The sequence below is a fragment of the Mesorhizobium temperatum genome (assembly GCF_002284575.1).
Taxonomy (GTDB): domain Bacteria; phylum Pseudomonadota; class Alphaproteobacteria; order Rhizobiales; family Rhizobiaceae; genus Mesorhizobium; species Mesorhizobium temperatum.
In genome coordinates this window covers 25832-51857 of sequence record NZ_NPKJ01000075.1, presented here as the reverse complement: position 1 = coordinate 51857, position 26026 = coordinate 25832, and the positions used below count along the sequence as shown (strand labels likewise).

The 26026-nt window shown below is 62.5% G+C and carries 24 protein-coding genes and 1 pseudogene; 18 read left to right on the top strand and 7 right to left on the bottom strand.

What is annotated here, in order from left to right:
• Positions 1–40: 40 nt before the first annotated feature.
• Positions 41–949 carry a shikimate dehydrogenase gene (locus CIT26_RS32045; RefSeq protein WP_095496287.1) on the bottom strand — a complete coding sequence of 303 codons (909 nt, stop codon included), beginning with the start codon at positions 947–949 and terminating at the stop codon, positions 41–43.
• Between the two features lie 176 nt (positions 950–1125).
• Here CIT26_RS32045 and CIT26_RS32040 point away from each other — a divergent pair, with 176 nt between their 5' ends.
• The 7 genes from CIT26_RS32040 to CIT26_RS32010 all read left to right on the top strand — a co-directional run bounded on the left by CIT26_RS32040 (position 1126) and on the right by CIT26_RS32010 (position 7421).
• Positions 1126–1812, top strand: coding sequence for a TetR/AcrR family transcriptional regulator (locus tag CIT26_RS32040; protein WP_095496286.1), 687 nt, complete (start codon positions 1126–1128; stop codon positions 1810–1812).
• An 85-nt stretch (positions 1813–1897) separates the two neighbouring features.
• Positions 1898–3790 (top strand): bifunctional sugar phosphate isomerase/epimerase/4-hydroxyphenylpyruvate dioxygenase family protein, encoded by a 1893-nt coding sequence (locus CIT26_RS32035; RefSeq protein ID WP_095496285.1) that lies wholly within the window; start codon positions 1898–1900, stop codon positions 3788–3790.
• A gap of 5 nt (positions 3791–3795) precedes the next feature.
• Positions 3796–4596: a 3-oxoadipate enol-lactonase gene (gene pcaD, locus CIT26_RS32030; RefSeq protein ID WP_095496538.1), complete on the top strand. Its 801-nt coding sequence runs from the start codon at positions 3796–3798 to the stop codon at positions 4594–4596.
• Complete coding sequence (gene pcaC, locus CIT26_RS32025; protein WP_095496284.1) at positions 4593–4997, top strand: 4-carboxymuconolactone decarboxylase; 405 nt, start codon at positions 4593–4595, stop codon at positions 4995–4997. Before pcaD ends, pcaC begins: the two co-directional genes overlap by 4 nt.
• Positions 4994–5752, top strand: coding sequence for a protocatechuate 3,4-dioxygenase subunit beta (pcaH, locus tag CIT26_RS32020; RefSeq protein ID WP_095496283.1), 759 nt, complete (start codon positions 4994–4996; stop codon positions 5750–5752). Before pcaC ends, pcaH begins: the two co-directional genes overlap by 4 nt.
• Positions 5752–6366: a protocatechuate 3,4-dioxygenase subunit alpha gene (pcaG, locus tag CIT26_RS32015; RefSeq protein ID WP_095496282.1), complete on the top strand. Its 615-nt coding sequence runs from the start codon at positions 5752–5754 to the stop codon at positions 6364–6366. The genes pcaH and pcaG overlap by 1 nt, the downstream gene beginning before the upstream one ends.
• Positions 6363–7421 (top strand): 3-carboxy-cis,cis-muconate cycloisomerase, encoded by a 1059-nt coding sequence (locus CIT26_RS32010; RefSeq protein ID WP_095496281.1) that lies wholly within the window; start codon positions 6363–6365, stop codon positions 7419–7421. Before pcaG ends, CIT26_RS32010 begins: the two co-directional genes overlap by 4 nt.
• Before the next feature lie 191 nt (positions 7422–7612).
• Here the strand turns inward: CIT26_RS32010 and CIT26_RS32005 are convergent, their stop codons facing one another.
• Together CIT26_RS32005 and CIT26_RS32000 are read right to left on the bottom strand one after the other, a co-directional pair.
• Positions 7613–8737, bottom strand: a complete 1125-nt coding sequence (locus CIT26_RS32005; protein WP_095496280.1) for a Gfo/Idh/MocA family protein — start codon at positions 8735–8737, stop codon at positions 7613–7615.
• A gap of 9 nt (positions 8738–8746) precedes the next feature.
• Entirely contained in the window at positions 8747–9424 is a 678-nt protein-coding gene (locus CIT26_RS32000) for a GntR family transcriptional regulator (RefSeq protein ID WP_095496537.1), read from the bottom strand.
• 131 nt (positions 9425–9555) lie between these two features.
• Between CIT26_RS32000 and CIT26_RS31995 the strand changes: the two genes are divergently transcribed.
• Both CIT26_RS31995 and CIT26_RS31990 read left to right on the top strand, forming a co-directional pair.
• Positions 9556–10713 (top strand): LLM class flavin-dependent oxidoreductase, encoded by a 1158-nt coding sequence (locus CIT26_RS31995; RefSeq protein WP_095496279.1) that lies wholly within the window; start codon positions 9556–9558, stop codon positions 10711–10713.
• A gap of 64 nt (positions 10714–10777) precedes the next feature.
• Positions 10778–11323, top strand: coding sequence for a flavin reductase family protein (locus tag CIT26_RS31990; RefSeq protein ID WP_095496278.1), 546 nt, complete (start codon positions 10778–10780; stop codon positions 11321–11323).
• A 38-nt stretch (positions 11324–11361) separates the two neighbouring features.
• Here CIT26_RS31990 and CIT26_RS31985 read toward each other — a convergent pair whose 3' ends face one another.
• A complete protein-coding gene (locus CIT26_RS31985; RefSeq protein ID WP_095496277.1) occupies positions 11362–12405 on the bottom strand; it encodes a LacI family DNA-binding transcriptional regulator in 1044 nt (347 codons plus the stop codon).
• 119 nt (positions 12406–12524) lie between these two features.
• Between CIT26_RS31985 and bglB the strand changes: the two genes are divergently transcribed.
• From bglB to CIT26_RS31950, 7 genes are all read left to right on the top strand, one after another.
• Positions 12525–13613 carry a beta-galactosidase BglB gene (gene bglB, locus CIT26_RS31980; protein WP_095496276.1) on the top strand — a complete coding sequence of 363 codons (1089 nt, stop codon included), beginning with the start codon at positions 12525–12527 and terminating at the stop codon, positions 13611–13613.
• Positions 13610–14446, top strand: coding sequence for a 5-dehydro-4-deoxy-D-glucuronate isomerase (kduI, locus tag CIT26_RS31975; protein ID WP_095496275.1), 837 nt, complete (start codon positions 13610–13612; stop codon positions 14444–14446). The genes bglB and kduI overlap by 4 nt, the downstream gene beginning before the upstream one ends.
• The gene (locus CIT26_RS31970) at positions 14443–16968 is read left to right on the top strand and encodes a hypothetical protein (protein ID WP_245319634.1); all 2526 of its coding nucleotides are present in this window, start codon (positions 14443–14445) and stop codon (positions 16966–16968) included. The genes kduI and CIT26_RS31970 overlap by 4 nt, the downstream gene beginning before the upstream one ends.
• Before the next feature lie 82 nt (positions 16969–17050).
• Positions 17051–18313 carry an ABC transporter substrate-binding protein gene (locus CIT26_RS31965; RefSeq protein ID WP_095496274.1) on the top strand — a complete coding sequence of 421 codons (1263 nt, stop codon included), beginning with the start codon at positions 17051–17053 and terminating at the stop codon, positions 18311–18313.
• A gap of 15 nt (positions 18314–18328) precedes the next feature.
• A complete protein-coding gene (locus CIT26_RS31960; RefSeq protein ID WP_095496273.1) occupies positions 18329–19354 on the top strand; it encodes a carbohydrate ABC transporter permease in 1026 nt (341 codons plus the stop codon).
• Positions 19351–20403, top strand: coding sequence for a carbohydrate ABC transporter permease (locus CIT26_RS31955; protein WP_095496272.1), 1053 nt, complete (start codon positions 19351–19353; stop codon positions 20401–20403). Before CIT26_RS31960 ends, CIT26_RS31955 begins: the two co-directional genes overlap by 4 nt.
• An 8-nt stretch (positions 20404–20411) precedes the next feature.
• Entirely contained in the window at positions 20412–21494 is a 1083-nt protein-coding gene (locus CIT26_RS31950; protein WP_095496271.1) for an ABC transporter ATP-binding protein, read from the top strand.
• Positions 21495–22046: 552 nt separating this feature from the next.
• Here the strand turns inward: CIT26_RS31950 and CIT26_RS36255 are convergent.
• Positions 22047–22202 carry a YjiS-like domain-containing protein gene (locus CIT26_RS36255; protein WP_143747964.1) on the bottom strand — a complete coding sequence of 52 codons (156 nt, stop codon included), beginning with the start codon at positions 22200–22202 and terminating at the stop codon, positions 22047–22049.
• Positions 22203–22437: 235 nt separating this feature from the next.
• Here CIT26_RS36255 and CIT26_RS31935 point away from each other — a divergent pair, with 235 nt between their 5' ends.
• A complete protein-coding gene (locus tag CIT26_RS31935) occupies positions 22438–23307 on the top strand; it encodes a LysR family transcriptional regulator (RefSeq protein WP_165848571.1) in 870 nt (289 codons plus the stop codon).
• A 193-nt stretch (positions 23308–23500) separates the two neighbouring features.
• Here the strand turns inward: CIT26_RS31935 and CIT26_RS31930 are convergent, their stop codons facing one another.
• Both CIT26_RS31930 and CIT26_RS31925 read right to left on the bottom strand, forming a co-directional pair.
• Entirely contained in the window at positions 23501–25006 is a 1506-nt protein-coding gene (locus tag CIT26_RS31930; protein WP_095496268.1) for a calcium-binding protein, read from the bottom strand.
• A 243-nt stretch (positions 25007–25249) separates the two neighbouring features.
• Positions 25250–25471, bottom strand: a complete 222-nt coding sequence (locus CIT26_RS31925) for a hypothetical protein (RefSeq protein WP_206072841.1) — start codon at positions 25469–25471, stop codon at positions 25250–25252.
• Positions 25472–25532: 61 nt separating this feature from the next.
• Between CIT26_RS31925 and scpB the strand changes: the two are divergent.
• Positions 25533–25877, top strand: a pseudogene (gene scpB, locus CIT26_RS31920) (SMC-Scp complex subunit ScpB); the annotation flags it as partial.
• Positions 25878–26026 lie beyond the last annotated feature (149 nt).

Here is a 26026-nt window from a genome sequence, read left to right as displayed (position 1 = left end):
CCTCCCTATGGCCTTCATACAATTATAGGCGTCATTGCCTTCATGCGGCGGCCTCGAAATGATCTGCCATGGCGCGGCGGTCGGCCTTGCGCCCGGTGAAGAGTTCGAACGCGCGGACGGCCTGATAGATCGCCATGCCGATGCCTGGCAGCGTTCTGCAGCCGATCGTTCGGGCCGCGACCAACAACTCTGTTTCGGTCGGAAAGTAGATTATGTCGGCGACCCATTTTTCGGCTGTCAGAAGAGCCGTGTCGAACGGTGTTCCGGGGTATTTCGCCATGCCCACCGGGGTCGTGTTGACGATGCCGTCTGCCATGCGCACGGCTGCGGCCGGGTCCGGCCAGGTCTCGACGCGACCGCCGAACAAGGCGCCCATGCGCGACGCAAGATCCGAGGCGCGACCGGGTTGGCTGTCGAGGACGAACAGCCGGCCAACGCCCATTTCCATCAGCGCGTTTGCGACTGCGGCGCCCGCTCCGCCGGCGCCGAACATTGCGACACAGCCCATCGATGCACCTGTCATCGCCTCGCGAAAACTCTCGGCGAAACCCCAGCCATCGGTGTTGTGGCCTTCCTTGCGTCCGCCAGCAAAGACGACCGTATTCACCGCGCCTATCGCGCGCGCTTCCGGCGACAGCACATCCAGGACGGGAATGACAGCCTGTTTAAACGGATGAGTGACGTTGAGGCCGTGAAAGCCTGCAATTTCCGCCGCCGCGATCAAGTCGCCGATCGCCGCGTCCGGAAATCCGAGCCGGTCGAAATCGAGCAGAAGGTACGAATAGCCGATGCCGAGGCGCCGGGCTTCACGCTCGTGCATGCCGGGAGTGCGCGAGGACTGAATGCCGCGTCCGACGAGGCCAATCACGACGTTTTCGCTGTCGCCGCTGGCGGCGCCCTTGTGCTCGTCGGCAAGACGGCAAAGGAGGTCGACAAGGCTGTCGCCCATCTCCCGAAATTCCTCCCTGTGCGGGCCGCCTCCCAGCCCAAATGCGGCAATTCCTGGATCGCCCTTGTGTTCACGCCAAACGCGCCGGTAAATGAGCCGGTCGCGATTTGCGAATGATGTACTAACTGGTTAGTTTAGTCAAATGCCGGCTGCGCCGGGGCGGGAACTCAAACTGCATGGCCCTTATCAAGAAGGAACGAAAGCCGAAGCCGGACGCGAGCACGACGCGTATCCAGGACCCTGAGGGCACGCGCCGCAACATACTGGAGATCGCCTCCAAGGAGTTTGCCCTGAACGGTTTGTCGGGCGCGCGCATAGACGAGATCGCGGCGCGCACACGCTTCAGCAAGCGCATGATCTACTACTATTTCGGCGACAAGGAAGGCCTCTACCTGCGCGCGCTCGAGAACGCGTATCGCCAGGTGCGCGAGGGCGAGGCTCAACTTGATATCGAAGGTCTGCCCCCCGTGGCGGCACTGACACGCCTGGTGGAGTTCACGTTCGACCACCATCACCGACACGAGGAATTCATCCGCATGGTGATGATCGAGAACATCCATCACGGCCAATACCTCGAACAATCGGATGCGATCCGCGAACTGAACGTGACGGCGATCGACCACATCTCTCGCATCTATTCACGCGGTGTCGAAGAGGGCGTCTTCCGGCCGGGACTCGACGCGATCGAACTCCATTGGCAAGTAAGCGCGCTGTGCTTCTTCAACGTTTCCAATCGCACCACTTTTTCGATGATCTTCGGACGCGACTTCGGCGCGCCGGCACAACTCGAGCGGCTCAAACGCAACAGCGTCGAGATGCTGTTGCGTTTTGTCGCCAAGGACGAAGCTCCCGCAGAACGCTGAGCGCGCCGAAACTTGCGGTGCTGGCAGCGTTGCCTTAGTTATGTACGAACTGGTTCGTTCACTACAAACCAGGGAGGAGGCGCGTTTGAAGACGTCGATCGCGACGGTGTCGATCGCCGGTGACCTGGCGGAGAAATTCGCGGCAATTTCCGCCGCGGGCTTCGACGGTGTCGAAATCTTCGAGAACGATTTCCTCGCCTTTGACGGCTCACCGGGCGACGTCGGCCGAATGGCTGGTGACACAGGTCTGACCATAACGCTCTTTCAGCCGTTCAGGGATTTTGAGGGGTTGCCGGAGCCGCAGCGCAACCGCGCCTTTGATCGTGCCGAGCGCAAGTTCGACGTCATGCAGGAACTCGGCACCGACCTGATGCTGGTATGCTCGTCGGTGTCGCCGGTCTCGCTTGGCGGGATCGACCGGGCGGCCATGGACTTTCACGAGCTCGGCGAGCGCGCCGCCAGGCGCGGTCTGCGCGTCGGCTACGAGGCATTGGCCTGGGGGCGTCACGTCAACGATCATCGCGATGCGTGGGAAATCGTGCGCAGGACCGACCATCCGAACGTCGGGCTGGTTCTCGATTCCTTCCACACGCTGGCCCGCAGGATTGAACTCGGGTCCATCCGTTCGATACCCGCTGACAAGATCTTCATTGTCCAACTCGCCGACGCGCCGCTGATCGAAATGGATTTGCTCTATTGGAGCCGGCACTTTCGCAACATGCCAGGCGAAGGCGATCTGCCGGTGCGACAGTTCATGCAGGCGGTCGCGGCAACCGGTTATGACGGCTATCTGTCGCTCGAGATTTTCAACGACCAGTTCCGTGGCGGGTCGGCAAAGGCGATCTCCGTCGACGGACGGCGTTCGCTCGTATGGTTGATGGATCAGGTGCGGCGTGAAGAACCGGCACTTGACATGGCTGTCCCGCCAATGCCCGACCGCGTCGGGGTTGCAGGGGTCGAGTTCATCGAGTTCGCGGCCGATCGCCAGGACGCCGGACAGCTTGGATCGCTGTTGCGCATGCTCGGCTTTGTCGAGGCCGGTCGGCACGTCTCGAAGGAGGTCACGCTCTACCGCCAGGGCGAGATCAACATTGTCATCAATACCGAGCGGCAGGGCTTTGCCCATTCTTCCTTTGTTGTCCATGGCACGTCGGCATACGCGATGGGCCTGAAGGTCGAGGACGCCGCCGCCACGGTCGAGCGCGCCGAGGCGCTGGGCGCGGAGATGTTTCACCAGCGGGTCGGGCCTGGCGAGTTGTCAATCCCGGCGATCCGCGGCGTCGGCGGCGGACTGATCTACTTCCTCGATGCCAGGACCGACCTGGCAAAGGTCTGGGACATGGAGTTCACGCCGGTCACCTCGGCAAGTTCCGGCAATGGCGTCGGCCTCACCCGTATCGATCATGTCGGGCAGACGATGGCACAGGAGGAGATGCCGAGCTGGCTGCTGTTCTATGTCTCGATCTTCAGGACGACAAAGACCCCCATGGTTGACATCGTCGATCCGGCCGGCCTCGTGCGCAGCCAGGTCATCGAAGGTCTGGACAAGCGCTTCCGCCTCACGCTGAACGGCGCCGAGAGTCACCGCACCCTGGCCGGCCATTTCATCGCCGAAACCTTTGGTTCCGGCGTCCAGCATCTGGCACTCGCGACGGATGACATTTTTGCGACGGCGGCGAAGCTGCAGGTCAACGGCTTCGAACCGCTTCAGATATCGATGAACTACTACGACGACGTAGAAGCGCGCTTCGGTCTGGATCCGGAGGTCGCCGATCGGTTACGCTCAGCCAACATCCTTTATGACCGCGACGACAACGGCGAATTTTTCCAGCTCTATGCGCCGACATTCGGAGAGGGGTTCATTATCGAGTTCGTTGAACGGCGCGGCGCGTATGCAGGATATGGTGCGCCGAACGCACCCTTCCGCATCGCCGCGCAAAAACGGCAGATGCGGCCCAAAGGAATGCCAAAGCTATGACGGATATGAACTTTGCTCGCATTAATGGCGCGACGATCCACTACCGGCATCGTCCCAAAACTGGCAGGCCTACGGTCGTCTTCGCGAACTCGCTCGGCACGGATATGCGCATCTGGAACGAGGTCGAGCGAAGGCTGGCCGACGACTGTACATCTGTTGCGTTCGACAAGCGCGGACACGGCCTGAGCGAACTGGGTGACGCGCCGCAAACGATCGAGACCCATGCAACAGACCTTGCAGGGCTGCTCGACCATCTTGGCGTGAGGCGCGCGGTGATCTGCGGGCTTTCGATCGGCGGCGTCATTGCGCAATGCCTTTACAAGACGCGGCCGGATTTGATCGAGGGGTTGATCCTTTGCGATACGGCAGCGAAAATCGGTACGCCCGAGATGTGGAATGGGCGCATCAACGCGGCCCTGTCGGAGGGCATCGCGAGCTTTGCCGACGACGTGATGCGAAAATGGTTCACGCCGGATTTCCATAAGAATCGCGGCGAGGAACTGGCAGGTTATAAAACGATGCTGACGCGCCAGGATCCGGCCGGCTACGCTGCTGCCTGCGCTTCTATCCGCGACGCCGATTTCACCGCGACGACCGCCGCGATCAAAGTGCCGACACTCTGCATTGTCGGCGATCAGGACGGATCGACGCCGCCTGAACTGGTGGAATCGCTGGCCCGCTCAATCCCCGCCGCACGGTTCGAGGTCATCGCCGGTGCGGGCCACATCCCATGCGTCGAGCAGCCGGAAAGGCTCGCCGGGCTGATCCGTGGCTCCCTGAACGACATGCGAAGAGAGCACAAATGAGCAAACCACAAGATGGCGACCGATACATCGAAGGGATGGCGACGCGCCGTTCGGTGCTGGGTGACGCCCATGTCGACCGCGCAGAGGCGGCCAAGACCGAATTCGACATTCCTTTCCAGGAACTGATCACGGAGGCTGCATGGAGCCACGTCTGGTCGCGGCCTAACATCACCAAGCGTGAGCGCTCCATGATCACCATCGCGCTGCTCGCCGCGCTGAAGCAGGACGAAGAGGTTGCGATGCATATCCGCGCCAGCGTCAATACTGGGGCGACGCGCGACGACATACGCGAGGCGCTGCTGCATGTGGCAATCTATGCCGGGGTGCCGGCGGCAAATCATGCGATGAAGATCGCCAGGAAGACGTTCGACGAAATGGACGCTCAAGCCGGCAAATCATGACCAACTCGCGCTTTCCCGCCAACCGCACGCCGGAAATCGGCACCTTCTTTCCGCGCGACCGCAACTGGCATCCGCCGGCCTTCACGCCAGCCTACAAGACTTCCGTGCTGCGCTCGCCGCAACGGCCGCTTCTTTCCCTCGACAACACCCTGTCGGAGCTTACGGGGCCGGTCTTCGGCCACAATATTCTCGGTGAACTGGACAATGACCTCATACACAATTTTGCCGGGCCGGGCGAAAGCGCGATCGGGCCGCGCATCCTCGTCTATGGCCGCCTGCTCGACGAGCGCGGCATCGGCGTCGCCGGTGCGTTGCTGGAGGTATGGCAGGCCAACGCTGGCGGACGCTATCGACACAAGAAGGAGACTTATCTCGCGCCACTCGATCCGAACTTCGGCGGCTGCGGCCGCACCATCACCGGCGAGGATGGCTCCTATTGTTTCCGCACGATCCAGCCGGGGCCTTATCCCTGGCCCAACGGACCCAACGACTGGCGTCCAGCTCATATCCATTTCTCGATCTTCGGGCACGGCTTCGCGCAGCGCTTGATCACCCAGATGTATTTCGAGGGCGACCCGATGATCTGGAGGTGCCCGATCGTGCGGACCATCAACGACCGCCGCGCTATTGAAGGCCTCACCGCTGCGCTCGACATGGAGGCAACGATACCGATGGACGCGCGGGCATACAAATTCGACATTGTACTGCGCGGCCGCCGCTCGACGCTGTTCGAAAACCGCATCGAGGGCAACTGATGGTCCAGGCTCTCGGCCGGCTGAAGGAAAGCGCCTCGCAGACCGCGGGACCCTACGTCCATATCGGGCTGACGCCCAACTTCGCCGGTATCGCGGGCGTCTATGAACGCGACCTTGGCACCGCGATGGTCAACGACAAGACCAGGGGCGAACGCATCAGGGTCAACATCCGGGTGATCGACGGCGCCGGCTCGCCGCTGACGGACGCGCTTGTGGAGATCTGGCAGGCGGACGCCGCCGGCATCTACAATTCGCCCTCGGATCTGCGCGGCTCCGCCGACCCGAATTTTACCGGCTGGGGCCGACTGCCCACCGACATGACGACGGGCGAATGCCTGTTCGAAACCATCAAACCCGGTCTCGTGCCTTTTTTTGACGGCCGCAAGATGGCGCCGCATTTGACGGTCTGGATCGTCGCGCGTGGAATCAACATTGGCCTTCACACCCGCATGTATTTCGGCGACGAGGAAACGGCCAACGCCGAGGATCCCGTCCTGATGCGCATTGAGCAGAAAGAGCGCGTGTCAACGCTGGTCGCGCCGCGCGATGGCGACATCTATAAATTCGACATTCATCTCCAGGGCATCAACGAGACGGTGTTCTTCGACATATGATCGCGGCATTCGACAATCCCCTCCTTTCCGGGCTTCTCGGCGATGAGAAGATGGCGACGCTGCTCGGCGTCGAGGCCGAATTTGCGACGATGCTGCAATTCGAGAAAGCGCTCGCCCACGCAGAAGGTGCACTCGGCATCGTCCCGACGGCTGCAGCAAGCGCAATCGGACGCGTCCTCGACAACTTCCGGCCGGAAATCCAGGCCCTGAGGGACGCAACGGCGCGCGACGGCGTCATGGTGCCGGAGCTCGTGCGGCAGATCAGACATGCTGTGGGAGAGCCGCATTCGGAGCATGTGCATTTCGGTGCGACTAGCCAGGACGTGATCGACACGGCCATGATCCTGAGAATTCGCGCCTGTATCGACCTATTGGAAGAACGGCTTTCGGCTCTGGTGGTCGCCTTCGCCGATCTCGGGCATCGGTTTGGCGATCGCCCGCTGATGGCCCGAACCCGAATGCAGGCAGCGATTCCGATTTCCGTGACCGACCGCGTCACAAGCTGGCGCGAACCGCTCGTGCGTCACCACGAGCGGCTTCAATCGGTGCGAGGATCGGTTCTCGTCGTCCAGTTCGGCGGCGCCGTCGGGACACTCGAGAAGTTCGCAGACAAGGGCGCCGCCGTCCGTGCCGCGCTGGCCCGGCAGCTGAGCCTTGGCGACGCGCCGCAATGGCACAGCCAGCGCGACCGCATCGCTGACCTAGCCAGCTGGCTGTCGCTTGTGACGGGCGGCCTCGGCAAGTTCGGGCAGGACATTGCGCTGATGGCGCAGGCAGGCGACGAGCTGCAACGGGCGGGCGGCGGTTCATCGTCGGCCATGGCGCACAAGCGCAATCCGATCGACGCCGAGATGCTGGTGACGCTTGCCCGCTACAACGCAGTCCAATTGTCGGGAATGCATCATGCGCTGATCCATGAGCAAGAGCGCTCTGGTGCAGCCTGGACGCTGGAATGGTTGATCCTGCCGCAGATGCTCATGGCGGCTGGAGCATCGACCTGTGTCGCGGACAGGCTGGTCCGAACCATAGCGGCAATCGGAGGCAAGGTTGACTGATCTAATGCATGTCGCGCAAAAGCGTGCAGCGGTTTTGCGACAACGACATGCATAAAAACAACAACCTAAAGCGCGTTCGCATGAGGCCGGTCAAACGCGACGCGCTTTAGGCGGCTCACGCCGTGGATCTTGCGATTTAGCCGTCTCCGCTACCACTTGGTCAGAAGATCAAGCGGTCACCTGAGTTACCATCAGCCACACTGAGCGCTCTCGCAGGCATCGAGTGGGTTGGAAATGGCCGTGCCCTGGTTTGCCGACAATTGTGCGGCCATACCCATGGCGACAGCTTTCCAGCCATCATCCAGCGTCACCTCGACCGGCCCTTCGCCCCGCAGGGCGGCGCAAAACCGCTGATGCTGATAGAAAGTCGAGCCGTTGTGATCGCCGGCCGTCAACAATTGTGGGTCGACCGGGATCTCGACTGTGTACGGTCCCTGCGGAAAACGCGGGCTGACGATCAACTGCGGCGTCGGCGCCGCGCCGAGATGAGCTGGCCAGAAGCGGCCTGGACCCGGCACCAGGCATTCGACTTTACCTCGCGCACCAACGGCACTGATCTCCTCCTGATAGCGGCTGCCCTCTGCATACATGCATAGTTCCAGCATGGCGCGCGCGCCGCTGGCGAAATCGACCAGCACGTAGCCGCAATCCCAGATGTCGGGTGTTTCGCCATCATAGCGCTCGTCGAGATGGTTCACTTCCTGTCCGGCCGACGCCATGATCCTCACCGGTTCCGATTTCAGGATCAGCCGCATGAGATCGAAGAAATGGCAGCATTTTTCGACGAACGTGCCTCCCGATCGACGGTTGAAGCGGTTCCAGTGGGCCACCTTGTCCAGGAACGGGTAACGATGTTCGCGGATTGTCAGCATCCGGATGCCGCCGGTGGCGTTCTGCGCCTGCTCGATGAATCGAGCGACCGGCGGCATATAGCGGTATTCCATCGCGACCCAGACTGGTGCGGCATAGGTCGCGGCGAACGCCTTCACCGCGGCTGCGTCGACCGGATCGGTGAAAAGCGGCTTTTCGACCAGGATGGGCAGCGCACGGATAGCAGCGATTTCCTTGAGCTGCGCGAAATGCACATAGTTCGGACTGGCGATGAGCAAGCAGTCGACGCGCGGATCGGCGGCCACCTCCGCGACAGAGCCGGCGATCGACGCTTGCGGGGTGAGGCCTGCCGCGCTTGCGCGCATCATCGCGTCGGGCTCGAAGATCGCTGCGACGCCGACATCGGGCAGCAGCGCGATATTGCGAAGATGCTCCTGCCCCATCATGCCGCAGCCGATGATGCCGTAGGAAATGTGCTTCGCCATATCCGTTCCCTATCGCAGCCGCGCGACATAGCGCGCGACGCCATGATCAAACCAGGTCCTGGAAAACTCCGCGCTGGCGCCGTCCTGCATCCAGCCGGTACGCTCGATGAAGCCGGCGGCGGCGCCCGGCGCGAGGCCGAACTCAGGCGGCGCCCATCCCGGCACCTGCCCGACCCCGACGCGGTCCTCTGCACGCAAGATCCAGAAGCCGAGCGCCTTGCGGTAGTAAAGATAGAGCGAATCCGACAGTTCTTCGATAGCAACCGTCTCCGCACGGGAACCGTCGAGCCAGATCTCCTCCAGCGCCGCCGGCTTGCCGCCGAGGCTCCGCAGCCGTCTTATTCTATGGGCCTCGCTGCTCGACCCGAACACCGGCAGGTCCATCGGTTTCGCCAGCCGATCGACTGACAGAACGCGCGCCGTCGGCAGCCCGCCTCCCTCCAGGAGTTCCAGCCGGAACATCGAATAGACACTGGCCACGTCGGGTTGCGAACGTACGTAGTTGCCGGATCCCTGGATGCGACTGAGCAAGCCCTTGCGCTCGAGATCGCCGAGCGCCTTGCGCAAAGTACCGACCGCTATTCCGAGGTCCGCAGCCATGTCGCGCTCCGGCGGAAGCTTCTCGCCCTCGATCATCCGCCCAGCCGCGATCTCGCGAATGAGCATTTCGCTGACCTGCTGATGCATCGGAAGCGCGTAGGCGTTTCTGGACGTGGTCACATTGTCTCCAGCGCAAAATTGATACACTATTGATCTACAGAATCACGAATGATATGCAACAGGGAAATCCAGTCTCTGACAACGAGGGAGTGCCGACATTGACGGTCGTTCCGGTGACGTCCGCAGATCTCGATGCTGCTGAAGTGTCGTGGTTTTCCGCTTTGTGTTCCGATGATTTCCGCTATCTCGGCGTACCGGATGGCACGCTGCGGTCGAGTTGGGAGCACTGCTCCGATATCGTCAAGACAGCCGAAGGACTGGGCTTTCGCAATATCCTTTGTCCCTCGTCCTATCAGGTTGGCCAGGATACTCTGTCCTTCGTGGCGGGCTGCGCTCCGATAACCTCTTCGATCAACCTTCTCGCGGCGGTGCGTTGCGGCGAAATGCAACCGATCATGCTGGCGCGCACGCTCGCAACGCTCGACCACATGCTGAAGGGCAGATTGACTATAAACGTCATCTCTTCCGACTTTCCCGGCGAACTCGCCGACAGCCGCTTCCGCTATCAGCGTTCGCGCGAGGTCATCGAGATCCTGCGTCAGGCCTGGACGCGCGACGAAATCAACCATCAGGGCGAAGTCTACCAATTCAAGAAAGTAACCGCCGACCCGGCAAAGCCCTACCAACAGAATGGCGGGCCGCTACTGTATTTCGGCGGCTATTCGCCCGACGCGCTCGAACTCTGCGGCGCACAGTGCGACGTGTATCTGATGTGGCCGGAGACGAAGGACGTGTTGGCGCACCGCATGCGTGATGTTCACGAGCGTGCAGCCGCCCATGGTCGCACATTGGATTATGGCCTGCGCGTCCACGTGATTGTGCGCGACACCGAAGCCGAAGCCCGCGAATATGCCGAGGATTTGGTTTCAAAACTCGACGACGAGCAGGGCAGCGTCATCCGCGCCCGCGCACTGGACGCGACATCCCTGGGCGTCGCGCACCAGGCAAAGAACCGCGCCGGCGCCGACGCACAAGGCTATGTCGAGCGGCATCTGTGGACCGGCGTTGGCCGCGCACGCTCCGGTTGCGGCGCCGCGATCGTCGGCTCGACGGATCAAGTCATGTGCGAGATCGAGGAATACCGGAAAATGGGCATCCGCGCCTTCATCTTCTCCGGCTATCCGCATCTCGACGAGGCCTTGTCCTTCGGCAAGCGCGTGCTGCCGAATATCAACACCTGCTCGCTGCCGCATGCCTATGGCCGGGTGCCGGAAATCACCCCGCCGACTCCGCTCGGAACCGGGGAGCGGCGATGATGCTGCGAATGCGGCTCAACGAGATTGAAGTTTCCACCGCAGCCCTTGGCCAGGAGGGCGCCTGATGTACCACTTCCTCAACCCCGAGCAGCAACCGATGAAAAGCTTCGTGCCCGGTCCCGACTGCAAGCGTGAGTTCCGCGACGCGCTCGGCCGGTTTGCGACCGGTATCACCGTCGTCACCACGATGACGTCTGATGGCCCCGTCGGCATCACGGCGAACAGCTTTGCATCGGTGTCCCTCGACCCGCCGATCGTGCTCTGGTCGATCGGCCGGCATTCGAGGCGCTTTGCCGCCTTCGCAGGTTGCGAGCATTTCGCGGTTCATGTTTTGGGCGCGGAGCAGATCGAGCTGAGCCAGCGCTTCGCTCGCGTCGGTCAAGCCTTCGACGGCCTCCCGCACGACCTGAACGATGCCGGCGTGCCGCTGCTGGGTGGCTGCCTGTCGCGCTTCGAATGCGTGCGGATCTCCGGGCATGAGGGCGGCGACCATTTGATCGTCGTTGCCCGCGTCACCGCCGCGACCTTGCGAGACGGCGAACCTCTGCTTTTCTTCGGCGGAGGTTACGGACGCTTCGAAGACGGTTCGAACGTGACCCCATCGATGTAGCGATGGCCTGGCTCGGACAGCGGTGTGAACCATACGTCTCAGGCGCGAACCGGGCCGGTCGACTGGCGTTGCACGATATGGCAGGCGAATTCGATACGGCGCGGCGGCAGGTCCCCGCCGAGATCGGCGAGCAGGAGGTCGAGCGACGCCCCGCCGATCTCGCGCATCGGAATATGCATCGTCGTGAGGGGCGGGTTTTGGAAAGCCGCCTGCGGAAGGTCATCCATGCCCATGACGGACACGTCGGCAGGCACCTCGTAACCCGACTTCCGGATCGCCATCATCGCGCCGATAGCGAGGCTGTCGCCCGCGGCGAGCACAGCTGTGAAGTCGAGGCCACGCGCCTCGATGCGCCGCGTGATCGCTTCGGCCGCAAGGTCCGGCAGCCAATCCGTCACCTCCACAGCCAGGTCGCCGGCCGCCAGGCCGCGCTCTCGCAGTGCATCCTGCCAGCCCTCGAAGCGACGCTCGATCGTGCGCCGCCCGCGCCGCATCAGGAACAGGATGCGCCGGTGGCCGAGGTCGAGCAGGTGCTGCGTCGCGAGATGCGCGGCCGAGCGGTTGCATGGCGTCAGGCTCGAATGGTGCATCGCCGGGTCGTCGCCGTTTATGAGCACGATCGGCTTGCCGAAACCGCCGGTCAGCGTCAGCACCGCCTCGTCGTCAAGCGTCAGGAACAGGCAGCCGACGACGCTCTTGTCTTGCCTGGCCTCATTGAGCAGCGCGATCTGCTCGCCGGCGTCGGCGATCGAGCGCGGCACCAGCTCGACACCGAGAGTTTTTGCGCGCTCGTTCAGTCCGTCGAGCACATAGAAGGTGAACTGGTTGCGGCCATAGTCGATCCTCGCAGCGTTGCTTGCGGCGAGGATCACCTTGCGGCCGGCGATCGAAGTCGCGACCGTGTAGTTCAGCTTCCTGGCGGTTTCGATGATCGTCGACCGGAGGTCGCCGCGCACGCCCTTGCCGCCGGCAAGCGCCCGCGACGCCGTGCTGACGGAAACGCCACAGCGCGCGGCGACGTCTTCGAGCCGCACGCGCCGGCTGGGCGTGCCGCGCTTCCCGCTTTCGACCTTGACGACCATAGGCTGTTTCCTCACCCGACCTGCATGCTGCAAAAAAATTTCAGATTGCGCAATAAAAAAACCTGTGGCACCCATTTGCCCGACATCGCGCAAACCTGGGAGGAGTAGTGGCGTCGTCCATGAGAGATATGCGCTCAAAGCTCGACCTGCTCGTGCGCGGCATGACCGGCCTGCGCCATGACGGCCGTTTCGACGAGCCCAACCTCGACGGCACGGCGGGCGACTACATCAGCTTCGATTCCTGGGAATGGCCGCAGGGTGTGGGCCTCTACGGCCTCGTTTGCCTCTGGCGGCACAATCGCGACCCGAAACTCTTGAAGACGATCGAAGACTGGTACGAGCGCCATTTAAGGGCGGGCCTGCCGCCGATGAACATCAACACCACCGCTCCGATGATGGCGCTGGCATTGCTCTGGGGCGAGACACGCGATCCGCGCTGGGAAACGCCTCTCGGCCAATGGGCAGAAAAACTGCTTCGCGACATGCCTCGCACGCCCGAGGGCGGGTTCCAGCACAATGTCTCAGACAAGATCAACGACGACGAACTGTGGGACGACACGTTGTTCATGGCCGGCCTGTTCCTCGCTTTCCACGGCCGCGCGGCCGGTCGGCAATCTTGCATCGACGAGGCTGTTCGCCAGTTCCTCGTCCATGCGCGCTATCTCGCCGACCCGAAAACCGGCTTGTGGTTCCATGGCTGGACATTTGCCGGCCGACATAATTTTGCCCGCGCTCTCTGGGCCCGCGGCAACGCCTGGATCACGGTCGGCATCCTCGACCTGATCGAAAATGGCGGTGTCGGCAAGCCAGTCGAAGCCTATCTGCTCGGCGTGCTGGAAGCGCAGATCGAAGCGCTGCTGCGCCTGCAGGCACCATCGGGAGCGTGGCACACTTTGCTCGATGACCCGACCTCCTATGAGGAGATGTCGGCCACCGCCGGCATCGGCTATGGTCTCATGAAAGCTGCGCGCCTGAGCTTCGGGCCCAAGGCGTGCGGGCCAGCGGGCCGGCGCGCACTCGACGCGGTGCTGGCCAGCATCGACGAGAACGGCGTGCTCGGAAACGTTTCCTATGGCACCCGCATGGGCCATGATCTCCAGTTCTACCGCGACATCCCGATCCAGCCAACCGGCTACGGCCAGGCCCTGGCGATCCTCTGCCTCACCGAGGGGATGATCCATGCCGAAGCTGCCGAGGCGGCGGCATGACGATGCGCGTTCTCTTCGGCGCCGGTCCGGGCGAAATCGATGGCTACGGGACGGAGCGGCTACGCGCCGAGTTTCTGGTAGAGCGGCTGTTCGAGTCCGGCCGTATCGCCTTCGCTTACACCCATGTCGACCGCATGATCGTCGGCGGCGCGTGCCCAACCGGAGAGCCGCTGAGTTTCGGCGATGGCGCGGACGTCGGCACGCCTCATCTGTTCACCTCGCGCGAGATGGGCATCGCCAATCTCGGCGGCGCAGGAACGGTGAGCGTCGACCAGCAGCGCTTCGCGCTCGCCAACCGCGATGTGCTCTATGTCGGGCGCGGCGCGAAACAAGTGACGCTCGAAAGCGACAGCGCCGCGCACCCCGCCTGGTTCTATATGAACTCGGTTCCGGCCGGCGCAGACATCAAGCATCGGCTGATCCCGAAATCCGAGGCGAAGCCGCTCGAACTCGGCGAGGAGCGACGCGCCAACAAGCGCACACTGCGCATGTACATTCATCCGGAAGTCGCGCCTTCCTGTCTGCTGCTGATGGGCATCACCGATCTCGCTGCGGGCAGCGTCTGGAACACTATGCCCCCTCACCTGCATGAGCGGCGCATGGAAGCCTATCTCTATTTCGATCTCGCGGCGGAAGACCGGGTGATCCATCTGATGGGACGGCCGGACAATACCCGCCATCTGATCGTGGCCAATGGCGACTGTGTCATCTCGCCGGCCTGGTCGATCCATATGGGCAGCGGAACCGGCCCCTACGCCTTCGTCTGGGGCATGACCGGCGAGAACCAGGCCTATAACGACGTGTCGCCCGTGCCCGTTGAGACGCTGCGATGAACACCGTGGAACCGATCAAGCACGATCTTGCGCTGCGCCGGCCGCTCGCGCTCGGCGGCCCCGTCGTTTACTGGCTCGTCGGCACGACATCCGAGCAGCGCTACGATGTTGCAGATCAGCCGATGCAAGGGGAGATGGATCCCTTCTTCTTCCTGACCAAGCACAAGAATTTCATCCCGCACGAATATCCCTGCCGAACCGAGTTTGCCGCAGAACGCCGCGGGAAACGGCCCAAGCCGCAGGGCGTGTTCGAGCCGGACCGTGTTTGGCTTCCGTTCGGCTCCCCGCGCGTCGACCTGTCGGGCTTCTGGTTCCGCCCGACCGTGGTTGCCACCTGGGCAAGCACCGTGCTCGACGCAGGCTCGGGCGGCCGGGCGCGGCTGCGGCTGCGCACCTGCGGCGGCGCCGTGTTGTTCGTCAACGGAATAGAGGCAGGCTGGATGGCGCCCTACGGGCGCAATCTCGAAGCTACTCACGATTTCGAAGTCGATCTCGTCGCCGGCGCCAACGAGATCAGCATCTGGTTCGACGATCTCGCCGAGCGTGACGCACGCTATTTCTTCCAGCTCGACTATCTCTCGGGCCCAGCGGCCGAACAGGTCTTACCCACGACCATCAAAGGCGACGTCGCGGCGGCCATGGAAGCCGCTCTCGACGCGATGCATTTCGAGCGACCATTTTATTCCGGCGGCGAAGTGGCGCTGGTGACGGATGTCGCGCTGCCGGTTGCGGTGGATGTAGCGATCGTGATCGAGGGCGACTTCATGTCGATCGAGGCGCCTGTGATCTTCCGCCGCCGCATTGAAGCGGGGGCAAGACGCATCACGATCGCCGCCACGGAAGACCTTCCCGCCGACTTCCGGCATTTTGCCGTCTCGCTCTCATCTTCAGGCTTTGTTGCCCGGCGGGTCTTCGGCGTGGAGATCTGTCATGCGGCGCGTCAGGGCCGCGCCCCTGCCATCCTTGCCGACAGGATCGTGGAAGCCCTGGAACAGGTCTCCAACTTCGCGGAGGCCGATACCGTGCGGGCGCTGGCGCGGCTGGCGACCGGCCGCGGCGGCGCCGAAACCGACGCCATCATTGCTGCTGCACTGCCGGCGATAGAGGATTGCCACGACTGCGCCGACTTCATCCTGGTTCCACTGGTCTGGTGCCGTCGTGCCTATGGCGAGGGGATCGCGGTCGATCTGCGTCACCGCATTGACGAGGCGATCCTCAACTACCGCTATTGGATGGATGAGCCCGGCAACGACGTGCAGTGGTACTTCTCCGAAAACCACGCGCTTCTGTTTCACACCGCGGCCTATCTCGGCGGCCATCTCCTGCCCGATGCCCGCTTTGTCCGCTCGGGGCGCACCGGCGCGGAGCAGTCGACAGTGGGCCTTGCGCGCGTGCGCGCCTGGCTCGATCATTTCGAGGCATGGGAAATGGCGGAATTCAACTCCGCCCCTTATTTCCCGATCGATCTCAAGGGATTGACGATCCTTTACGCGCTTGCGCCAGATGCCGACGTCCGCCGGCGCGCCGGGGCTGCGATCAACCGCCTGCTCGAGATCGTCGCCCGTTCGGCTCAGCAGGGCATGCTTACCGGAGCACAGGGCCGCTCCTACGAGCACACGCTGCGCGCCGCCCGTTCGCTGGAACTTTCCGGCATTGCACGCATGCTGTGGGGCAAAGGTTTCTACGGCATGCGCTTCCATGCCCTGCCGCAGCTTGCGCTCTGCCTGCGCGACCATGGGCTCGACGTCCCGCAAGAACTGACCGGCATCGCTTGCATGTCGGGCGACGACGCGCAGGAATGGTGCTTCGCGCAGGGCCAGGACCGGATCGCCAAGCTCTACCACTACAAGACCCGCGATTTCGCCATGGGCAGCGCAGCAGCCTATCGCTGGAACGAATGGGGTTATCAGGAAACGGTGCTGCACCTGCGCCTCGGCGGCAATCCCGACGCGCAGATATGGATCAACCATCCGGGCGAGACGATTCATTCGGGCTATGGCCGGCCGTCCTACTGGGGCGGCTCCGGATCTCTGCCGCGCGTGCATCAATACCGCGACCTGGCAGTTGTGCTGTTCAGTTGCGCTGCCGAGCAACCCGACTTTACCCATGCCTGGTTCCCACAGAGCGCGTTCGACGAAGCGAGGATCAAGGAACATATCGCTTCGGCGCGCGGCGGCGATGGGTTCGCGATGCTGAAGGCCGACACTGCCTTCGAGCTGGTCGGCCGCGGGCCGACCGCTGGAAACGAGTTGCGCGTGCCGGGCCATCAAGCCGCATGGATCATCCGCTTGGGCCGGCGCCGGCAATACGGCTCGCTGGAGGAATTCGAGGCGCAGTTTTCTCAGCTGGCGCTCGGCCACGGAAAAAACGACCTTCTGCATGTCAATGACCCGGAATACGGCGACGTGCTGTTCCATCCGGATGGCCGCATAGAGGCTGAGGACCGTGTCGTCGATCCGGCCGACTGGCAGGTCGCGGGCGAAGCCACGTTGTTCACAGCCGACGCCATCGCAACCAGGTGAGGATCGGATCAAGAGGAGCAGGACAAGCAGCTCGGACAGCGACAATCAAGCGGTGAAGACCGCAAAAGCGGAGGAGTGAACCATGAGAATGAATTCGATAATCCTGGGCCTTTCGGCGGGCCTTCTGTCGTCGACCGCGTTCGCAGGCGACGTTCGCGTGATGTGGTACTCGGATGGCGTCGAGGGCGAGGTCATACAGGACCTGCTCAACCGCTTCATGAAAGACAATCCGGACATCAACGTCATTCTCGACAATGTCGCCTACAAGGTTGTCCAGGAGCAGCTTCCGGTCGAACTCGAGGCAGGACGGGGTCCAGATATCGCCCGCGTCACCAATATCAAGGAACTCGCCGATCATTGGCTCGACCTGACCCCTGTGGTTGCCGATCCAGCATACTGGCAGACGAATTTCGGCGACCAGTTCGACTGGATGCGCCCTGACGGTTCCAAGGTCATTCCGGGTTTCATGACCCAGCTCACGCTGACCGGCGGCTTCGTCAACAAGACGCTTTTCGAACAGGCCGGCGTGCCGATCCCGGCCGACACCGCAACCTGGGACGAATGGGTCGATGCGGCCGGCAAGGTGCAGCAGAGCCAGCAGCTCAACGCAGCCTTTGCCATCGACCGCAGCGGCCATCGTATCTCGGCGGCGAACATTTCTTATGGCGCCAATTACATCGGCGGTGATCGACTGCCGGCGCCGATCGACGCCGGCACGAAAGCCTTCGCCGAAAAGCTGGTCAATTGGGTTGCCGACGGCCGCATGAACAAGGAGATCTGGGTGTCGGCGTCGGGCACCACCTATCGCGCCGGGGCCGACGACTTCATCAATGGGCAGATTGCCTACTATTATTCGGGCAGCTGGCAGGTTGCCAACCTGGCCAGCAAGATCGGCAAGAACTTCGACTGGGTGGCGACGGGCTCGCCGTGCGGCACCGCCGCCTGCACCGGCATGCCGGGGGGCGCCGCGCTGGTCGCCGTCAAATACACCAAGAACGCCGCCGAAGTCGGCAAGGTGATGGACTTCCTGGGCCGCGAGGACATCATGCGCGAATTCACCGAGCGCACCCTGTTCCTGCCCGCACACAAGGGCGTTCTCGCCGGCAAGATCGATTACAAGACCGATGACGAGAACGTCAAGGCGTCGCTCGAAGCCTTCCTGAAGGCGTCGGGCAAGATCGCGCCGAATGCCGCCGCCCTGCCGGCATGGAAATGGGGAACTCCGGTTTATGGCGCGCTGGTGACCCGCATCAGTCAGGTCATGGCCGGCGAGCTGAAGCTCGACGAGGCTTTCGTCCGCATCGACGAGGACATCAAGGCACAGGTGGCCGAGGCATCGAAGTAGCGTCGCGGCAGTGTCATGGGAGACGTCCGAAACGGCATAGCAACCCGCGCCGGCGCCATGATCCTGGCGCCGGTCGGCTGGCTTGCGAATGTTTTCGATGCGCCACTGCGCATGTTGCAACGGCGCACGGGCAGCAATGGCATGGCCGTGTTCTTCCTGGCGCCGAACATGCTGGTGTTCGGCATTTTCGTGCTGTTTCCGCTGGTCATCAACATCCTCTATTCGATGACCGGTGGCGGGGCGCTGTTCCTCGGCGACCGCACCTTCGTCGGCGCCGATCAGTATGGGCGGCTGTTCAGTTGCGGCAGCTATCTCGATCCGAAGAGCTGCACCGAGGACCTGTTCTGGATCGCGGTTTGGAACACCCTGGCCTTCGTCGTGCTGCAAGTGGCGATGATGGTCGCCGTGGCGCTTGTCACCGCGCTCGTGCTCAACCGTGAGTTGCGTGCGCGCAGTTTCTGGCGCGCCGTGTTCTTCTTCCCTGTGCTTTTGTCGCCAGTCGTGGTCGGTCTCATCTGGCGCTGGATCCTGCAGCGGCAGGGATTGCTCAACCTGATGGTGTTCGAGGCGGGCGGAACCCCGGTCAACTGGCTGGTGGAGCGCAACTGGGCCTTCACGGCGACGATCATGGTATCGGTCTGGGCCCATGTCGGCTTCTATGCGCTGATCCTTCTCGCCGGCCTTCAGGCCATTCCGAAAGACCTCTATGAGGCCGCCGAGATGGACGGAACCCGGCCCTTGCGCGTCTTCTGGCGCATAACGCTGCCTTTGCTGGCGCCCAACCTCCTGGTCGTGCTGGTGCTGACACTCATCCGCGCCGTGCAGATATTCGACGAGGTCTATGTGCTGACCGGCGGCGGTCCCGGGACCAGCACGCTGTTCCTCACGCAGTACATCTACGAGGTCGGCTTCGCCTCGATGCTGCGCAATCCGGGGCTCGCCTCCGCGGCCTCGATCCTCATGGGAGCGGTGCTGGTCGTGCTGACCTTGATCCAGCTGGGCATCGCAAGGCGCAACGAGCAGCGGGGCAAAATGCGATGAGCAGGGTTGCGGAATTTCTGTTCCGCCGGCGCGGCGGCGCCGGCTGGCACTGGACCGACGTTTTCACCTGGTTCTGGCTGATCGGCGGACTGATTGTCATGTTCGGCCCGGCGCTCTGGCTGGTCAACTCGTCGTTCAAGACGCCTGCCGCGCTGGCGGAGTTCCCCCCGACTGTTTTGCCCTATGTCACCGCCGAAGCTATCGTGGAGGGGTACGAGGAGCCGCTGCAGCTATTCGAAGTGCGCAATGACGACGGCAGCGTGCGCGTGCTCGCCGAAGTGCGCCGCCTCGGCACCGTCGCGCAGATGGTCGATCCCGCCAACCCGGGCGAGATCATACGCGTCAACATCCAGAACCGTACGCCCAAGCGCAGCATCGCCTTCGCGCTCGACAATTATGTCCAGCCTTTCCTCGCCTTTGACTTCTTCCTCTACCTGCGCAACTCGGTCTTCGTCACCGTGGTCGCCACCCTGATTACGCTCCTGACCAATTCGATGGCTGCGTTCGCACTGTCGAAGTACAATTTTCGGGGACGCTCGGCCGTGATGATGCTCATCGTCGCGACGCTGATGGTGCCGCTCTCCGTCATTCTGGTGCCGCTCTATTCGGTCATCTCGGCAATGGGACTGTTCAATTCGTTATGGGGCGTGATCCTGCCCACAGTGGCGACGCCCACGGGCGTCTTCATGCTACGCCAGTACATGCTGACGATTCCCGACGAGCTGATCGAGGCAGCGCGCATGGACAAAGCGTCCGAATGGCAGATCTACTGGCGCATCATCCTGCCGCTGACCGCCCCCGCGCTGGCGGTACTCGCGATCTTTTCCGTCGTCTGGCGCTGGAACGACTTCCTCTGGCCACTGATCGTTTTGTCGCGCAAGGAGGTCTATACGCTGCAGGTTGGGCTCAACACCTATGCCGGCGAACTCAACGTGCAGTGGCATTACATCCTGGCCATGACCGTCGTCACCATGATCCCGGTCGTGCTGGTGTTCATTTTCCTTCAGCGCTTCATCACCACCGGCATTGCCGGCTCCGGTCTGAAATAGAGGCTACCATGAGCCAGATCACACTCACCGACGTATCGAGGGCATTCGGCAAGATCGGCGTGCTGCACGACATAAATCTCGATATTCTTGACGGTGAGCTGATCGTCTTCGTCGGCCCCTCCGGCTGCGGCAAGTCCACGCTGCTGCGGCTCATCGCCGGGCTTGATCGGCCGACAGGCGGCGCCATCGCGATCGACGGCAAGGACGTGACCACCGTTCCGGCCGCCGACAGGGGATTGGCGATGGTGTTCCAATCCTACGCGCTGTACCCGCACATGAGCGTGCGCCAGAACCTGGCCTTCGGACTGGAGAACGCCCGTATGGCGCGCGCCGAAATCGATGCGCGCATCGCCGAAGCCGCGCGGATGCTGGAAATCGCGCCGTATCTCGACCGACGCCCCGGCCAGCTCTCCGGCGGCCAGCGCCAGCGCGTCGCGATCGGCCGCGCCATCGTGCGCAATCCAACCGCTTTCCTGCTTGACGAGCCGCTGTCCAATCTCGACGCCGAACTGCGCATCTCGACACGCGCCGAACTGGCCGCGCTGCACGAGCGGCTGTCGGCGACGATGGTCTATGTCACGCACGACCAGATCGAGGCGATGACGCTTGCCGACCGCATCGTCGTGCTGCGCGCCGGCCGCATCGAGCAGATTGGCACGCCGCTCGAGCTCTACAATCATCCGGCCAATCTGTTCGTCGCCGGTTTCATCGGCGCACCGCGTATGAACCTCCTGCCGGTAAAGGTGGCAGCCGGGGGCACTGGCCGGTCAAGCCTCACGCTGGACGGATCAGCTGGATTCGAGATCGACGGGATTGTCAGCGCGACCAATGGCGACGTGACGCTCGGGCTGCGGCCGCATCACATCAGCCTCGCCGATGCCGGCAAGGGAGACATTGCGGCGCGCGTCGCGCTGGTGGAAGCCCTCGGCTCCGAGACAATCGTCCACACCAGGACAAGCGGCGGCCAGACCATGCTAGCGGTTGTCGCCGGACAATATCCGGTGGCTTCCGGCGACACGGTGGATCTGAAGTTCGATACCAGCCATCTGCATCTTTTCGATGATACCGGCGTGCGCATCGCTGTGAGTTAGAAGTCGGCTAACCCCGTCCGGGATGGCCCTGGACGATGACTGGGCGTCCCGGCATGGCCCTGGATCGCGCTCGTGCTGGGCGCTGCGGGGATAGCGAAGCTCGATTGGCCCACTTCAGCGAAGTTGGCCACAAGCCGTTGATGTTGAAAGATTTTGGTGGGGCTCGGAGGTGTGCCGGGAACGTTGATTTCATTGACTTTCTCGTGGGCCAAAATCAGAACTCTTCCCGTAACGTTCCGTATAGTTCCGCGACAGCCAAATAGTCGAACATAGCGACCCTATTCCTCCCTCGCGCCAACAGCCGCCGATCTTGCCCTTCTGGTGCAACAGGCCGGAGCGTACCGAACACCTCGCCGGCGCGCTCGATCGGATACTCGTTGATATTCAGCAGCGTGACGTCCATACAATTGCGCTGCGGGCGCTGCCTCGCCATAGATGGTCGCGGTGTCACGCCAGCGCGCGGCGCCACCCGCCGCCCAGGTGCCGATCCCGATGCGCGGTACCGAGCGGCCATCCCAAAGCTCCATCATCTGCATCCCCGCCTCCATTATCTCAACGACGCAGGCTGGCGTGGCGGGCATGCTCGCGGATCTCTTCGCGAGAAATGCCAGCATCCGCCAGTGTGCTGTCTGGGGCCTGCCTCAAGCTCGCAAGCGTCTGGCGATAGGCAAGCCAGCGGGCGAAACGGTGTCGAAGTTTATACAACATGATCGTCTCCTTTGGCGCGCAGAAAGCCCGCGCGCTTGGGTTGGTCGAAAGCGCAAAGCATCTGCGCGAAGCGCATGCGCGATCGAAAGGATTGCGCTGGCTTCTTGGCCAGCCGAGGCACTTGTCACTGTCGCTCCAAGCAGAATTGTCCAACGCCTCCAATGCCTGCATACTTGCGCGTGATGCCCGCTTCGCGCTACAGCCACGGTCGCAAGGAGTTTTTCATTTCTGCAAAATGGATATCGACTGGGACGATCTGAGGTTGTTTCTCGACGTTGCGCGGCTGGGTGGCTTGAGCGCGGCGACGGGAACTACGCGCCTCAGCGCAGCCACCCTTGGACGACGCGTCACCGCGCTCGAAAAGCAGATCGGCGAACCGCTGTTCGTGCGTCAGCAGACAGGCTACCGGCTGACCCCGGTCGGTGAAGAACTGCTGCGGCGCGCCGAAGACGTCGAGGCAGCAATGCAGTCGCTGACCCGCTGGCGCGAGGGAAACCTGCCCGACCGCATTGTCCGCGTCTCGGCCGGGCCATGGACCTCAGCCTTCGTTTCCGCCCATATCGGCGAGATCTGGACGGTCGATGACGGAATAAGGGTGGAGCTCGTCACCACCACCGACCGCGTCGACATTGGCCGCCGTGCCGCCGACATCGGCATCCGCAGCGAGCGCCCGACCGAGCAGTGGCTGGCCGGCCGTCAGAGCGGCAAGGTCGCCCACGCCATTTATTCCGGACGCCACCTGATCAACGGCATCGCCGCCGGGTTGTTCGTCGGCGTCACCGGCGAAGGGGCAAACATTGCCTCGGCGCGCTGGCTGCGAGCCCATCACGGCGACCGCATCGCCGTGCGCGGCAACAACACCCATTCGGTGCGCGAACTGGTGGCCGCCGGCGCCGGCCTTTCGATCTTTCCGTGCTTCGTGGGTGACAGCGATCCGCGGCTGGTTCGCGTCGCTCAGCCTATCCCCGAACTCGAAACCGACCAATGGATCGTCACCCATCACGAGGAACGTCACTCCCCGCCGGTACGAAAAGTCGCCGACCGGATTACCGCCTTGATGCGGGCGCACCAGCCGCTGTTTCGCGGCGAGACGCCAATCCGATAAGCATTCTGCTCAAGGTTTCTCAATGCGGATGAAAAGATAGCCGCGTTCGTCGAAATCATGCCTCACCGTTGCATATACCAGCCAGTCGGTCATGAAGGCTCGCCCTGACGCCCCTTACTGCGCAATGGGGAGGAAATCCTGCGCATGGGCGCGATTACGCCCGGTCTATTTAGCTGCGCCCCACCATGCGCGCCTATAACACGAAGAAGTCGTCCACTGTGAGGAATGTGCTCGGGTCCAGGGCGGCAAACTTGACAGTCGCCGCTCCTCCTGCCCCGTCCACATCGAACAGCAGATCGCCGGTCTCCTTGTCGTAAATGATGTGGTCGCTGTCATCCATGGCGTGCTTGCCGACGACGAAAACCGCAGCGGAAAGCGAGCCGGCCGACAGCCCGACGAATGCGGAGCTGTCCAGCCAGAACACATCGTCGAGCGCATTGAAGTCTTCTATCCTGTCGTAGTTCGCCGGCCCAAGTGTGTCGAACACGAAGACATCCCTGCCCGCGTCGCCGGCCAGCCGGTCGCGGCCGGCGCCGCCATTGAGGATGTCGTCGCCAGCACCACCTCGCATGTCGTCGGAGCCGGCGCCGCCGTCGAGGACGTCGTCGCCAGTGTCACCGCGGATGCCGTCTGCGCCCTCACCACCGCTGATCTCGTCATCGCCAGCGCCGCCCTTCAGCCAATCGGTGCCCGCGCCTCCAATGATGTCGTCGGCGCCCGCGCCGCCGAACAGCTGGTCGTGGCCGGCACCGCCGTCGAGCGTATCGTTGAACGGGGTGCCGCTGATGCGGTCGCCGCCGCCCACCGCGGCGACGAGCACGGCATGATCATAGCCTGCGTAGCTCACGATGTTTTTGGCGTCGGTCAGGGTGATGGATTCAGCTGGCGGAGTGACCGTGATCGTAATCGTCGCCACATTGCTGTTGCCCTGGCCGTCCGTAGCGTAAACCGTAAAGCTGTCGGTGCCGATGAAGCCGGCCTCCGGCGTGTAGTCGAACAGGTTTCCGCTCAGAAAATCCGCATGATAGTGCAGGGTAGTGCCATAATGACCCTGATGAAACGGGTAGTAGTTACCGTCGAAACTCGTCTCCTGCTCCAGGGTGCCGCTGTCCGGCCCGTCTACGACGATAAAGTTCAAGAGATCGTAGTCGGCATCTGCCGCACTGAACTTGACGTCGTCGAGAGATTGCGCCTGCGAAATCGACAAGTCCAGGTCGGCAACGGTGGGCGCGTGATTAACGAAGGTGTCGGACTGAAGCACGCCCCCTTTCAAGATGATCTGGTGCTGACCGTATTGGGTGTTTTCGCCGCCGAAATATTCGTTCGCCCCGATCCATGTCACCGTGAGGTCGTCGGGGCTGTCGGCGCTGATCGAGACGATCTGGACCGACTGGAAGGCCGCCTGGTCGGACACGGTGCGCAGTAAATTGCCTTCGTTGTCGAAGACCTGCGTTTCCACTGTCGTCCAGGTTTCGGTCCTGCCCTCGTGGGTGAAGCTGGTGATGGTGAAGAAGCCGTCGAAGACATCGACCGAAGCTAGTTCGATCCCACCGAAAGGGAAATCCGGCTTTGCGCCTATCGGTCCGATTACCTCGCCGTCTGTTTCCGTAATGCTGAAAAGGACCGCGTCAGGGGTCGGATTGGGATTCTCGGGTTCGTTCCATACGATGAGTTCACGGCCATTGCTTAAGGTCGGCATCTTCCTTGCCTTTGCGCCTGGACGTGCTGCGGATGCCCCCAATTCCAACAGTAACATGTTACGCGAGACGGATCGGTGACAAACCCAACCGCCCTTCGCCTTCTTCGAATGTGGTTAATTCTGTTTCTCGGGCGCGGAGTGATCATGCCCAACTGTCTGATTGGATGGAGGAGCGGGGGCTTTTCGCCGACAAAACTCGGGTGGCCTTCACCATTCTCTGGGACTTCGTCCCGCTACACTTTCTCATTGAATGACGGCGACGCTGCGCAAAAACTGCTCGCCTCCCAGCACGACGAAAGACACGACCGTCATCATCAGGCCGCGTTGGAAGCGTGCCTGCTTTATGATCCTGACGCGTGACGTTTTCAGCAACTCGGTGGCCAAAACCGAGGTCCAGTCCGACCTCAAGGCTTGGTGCATCAGGTCACGGACATCGGCAAAGTAGCTGGGGTCGACATAGTACACCGGTGGGGCCTTGGAACCATGAGACGTCTTGCCATTGAATTCGCATCACGCCGCTTGTGGGGACGTGCTGGTGCTGATGTGCATCGCTTACTTTCAGCCGATTACGCGCGCCGAACTGTCGTCCTTCTTCGGGAAGGAGATTTCTCGCGATCTGATCGGCCATCTGCGCGGGGCGAAGCTGATCGCTTCGGGCCCGCGCAGCCCGACGCCAGGCGCGCCATACACCTACGTTACGACAAAAGAATTCCTGCTGGAGTTCGGCCTCGACACGCTGCGGGATTTGCCGGATTTCGAGGCGCTTGAAGATGCCGGGCTGCTGTCGAAGGAGAAGCTGCTGGCTGGTGACATCATGCCGGGATTTGAAGATATCGACGATAGTGGTGCGAGCATCGCGCTCGACGAATAGATGATCCCCATTTAGGACCGGAGAACCCAGGCGACCTCGCCGCTCGTCAGAATGAGAAGCAGGTCGGACCTCTATGCGAGAGCGGCCCTGTTCCTCCCGACAGAACCGCCGCACGTCGGGATGCGCAATGGCTTGTCAGATCCGCTTTA

Coding starts and splice junctions, on each gene's coding strand:
- CIT26_RS32045 (WP_095496287.1), bottom strand. CDS start 949: ATGGGCGACAGCCTTGTCGACCTCCTTTGCCGTCTTGCCGACGAGCAC.
- CIT26_RS32040 (WP_095496286.1), top strand. CDS start 1,126: ATGGCCCTTATCAAGAAGGAACGAAAGCCGAAGCCGGACGCGAGCACG.
- pcaD (WP_095496538.1), top strand. CDS start 3,796: ATGAACTTTGCTCGCATTAATGGCGCGACGATCCACTACCGGCATCGT.
- pcaC (WP_095496284.1), top strand. CDS start 4,593: ATGAGCAAACCACAAGATGGCGACCGATACATCGAAGGGATGGCGACG.
- pcaH (WP_095496283.1), top strand. CDS start 4,994: ATGACCAACTCGCGCTTTCCCGCCAACCGCACGCCGGAAATCGGCACC.
- pcaG (WP_095496282.1), top strand. CDS start 5,752: ATGGTCCAGGCTCTCGGCCGGCTGAAGGAAAGCGCCTCGCAGACCGCG.
- CIT26_RS32010 (WP_095496281.1), top strand. CDS start 6,363: ATGATCGCGGCATTCGACAATCCCCTCCTTTCCGGGCTTCTCGGCGAT.
- CIT26_RS32005 (WP_095496280.1), bottom strand. CDS start 8,737: ATGGCGAAGCACATTTCCTACGGCATCATCGGCTGCGGCATGATGGGG.
- CIT26_RS32000 (WP_095496537.1), bottom strand. CDS start 9,424: ATGCATCAGCAGGTCAGCGAAATGCTCATTCGCGAGATCGCGGCTGGG.
- CIT26_RS31990 (WP_095496278.1), top strand. CDS start 10,778: ATGTACCACTTCCTCAACCCCGAGCAGCAACCGATGAAAAGCTTCGTG.
- CIT26_RS31985 (WP_095496277.1), bottom strand. CDS start 12,405: ATGGTCGTCAAGGTCGAAAGCGGGAAGCGCGGCACGCCCAGCCGGCGC.
- bglB (WP_095496276.1), top strand. CDS start 12,525: ATGAGAGATATGCGCTCAAAGCTCGACCTGCTCGTGCGCGGCATGACC.
- kduI (WP_095496275.1), top strand. CDS start 13,610: ATGACGATGCGCGTTCTCTTCGGCGCCGGTCCGGGCGAAATCGATGGC.
- CIT26_RS31970 (WP_245319634.1), top strand. CDS start 14,443: ATGAACACCGTGGAACCGATCAAGCACGATCTTGCGCTGCGCCGGCCG.
- CIT26_RS31965 (WP_095496274.1), top strand. CDS start 17,051: ATGAGAATGAATTCGATAATCCTGGGCCTTTCGGCGGGCCTTCTGTCG.
- CIT26_RS31960 (WP_095496273.1), top strand. CDS start 18,329: ATGGGAGACGTCCGAAACGGCATAGCAACCCGCGCCGGCGCCATGATC.
- CIT26_RS31955 (WP_095496272.1), top strand. CDS start 19,351: ATGAGCAGGGTTGCGGAATTTCTGTTCCGCCGGCGCGGCGGCGCCGGC.
- CIT26_RS31950 (WP_095496271.1), top strand. CDS start 20,412: ATGAGCCAGATCACACTCACCGACGTATCGAGGGCATTCGGCAAGATC.
- CIT26_RS36255 (WP_143747964.1), bottom strand. CDS start 22,202: ATGTTGTATAAACTTCGACACCGTTTCGCCCGCTGGCTTGCCTATCGC.
- CIT26_RS31935 (WP_165848571.1), top strand. CDS start 22,438: ATGGATATCGACTGGGACGATCTGAGGTTGTTTCTCGACGTTGCGCGG.
- CIT26_RS31930 (WP_095496268.1), bottom strand. CDS start 25,006: ATGCCGACCTTAAGCAATGGCCGTGAACTCATCGTATGGAACGAACCC.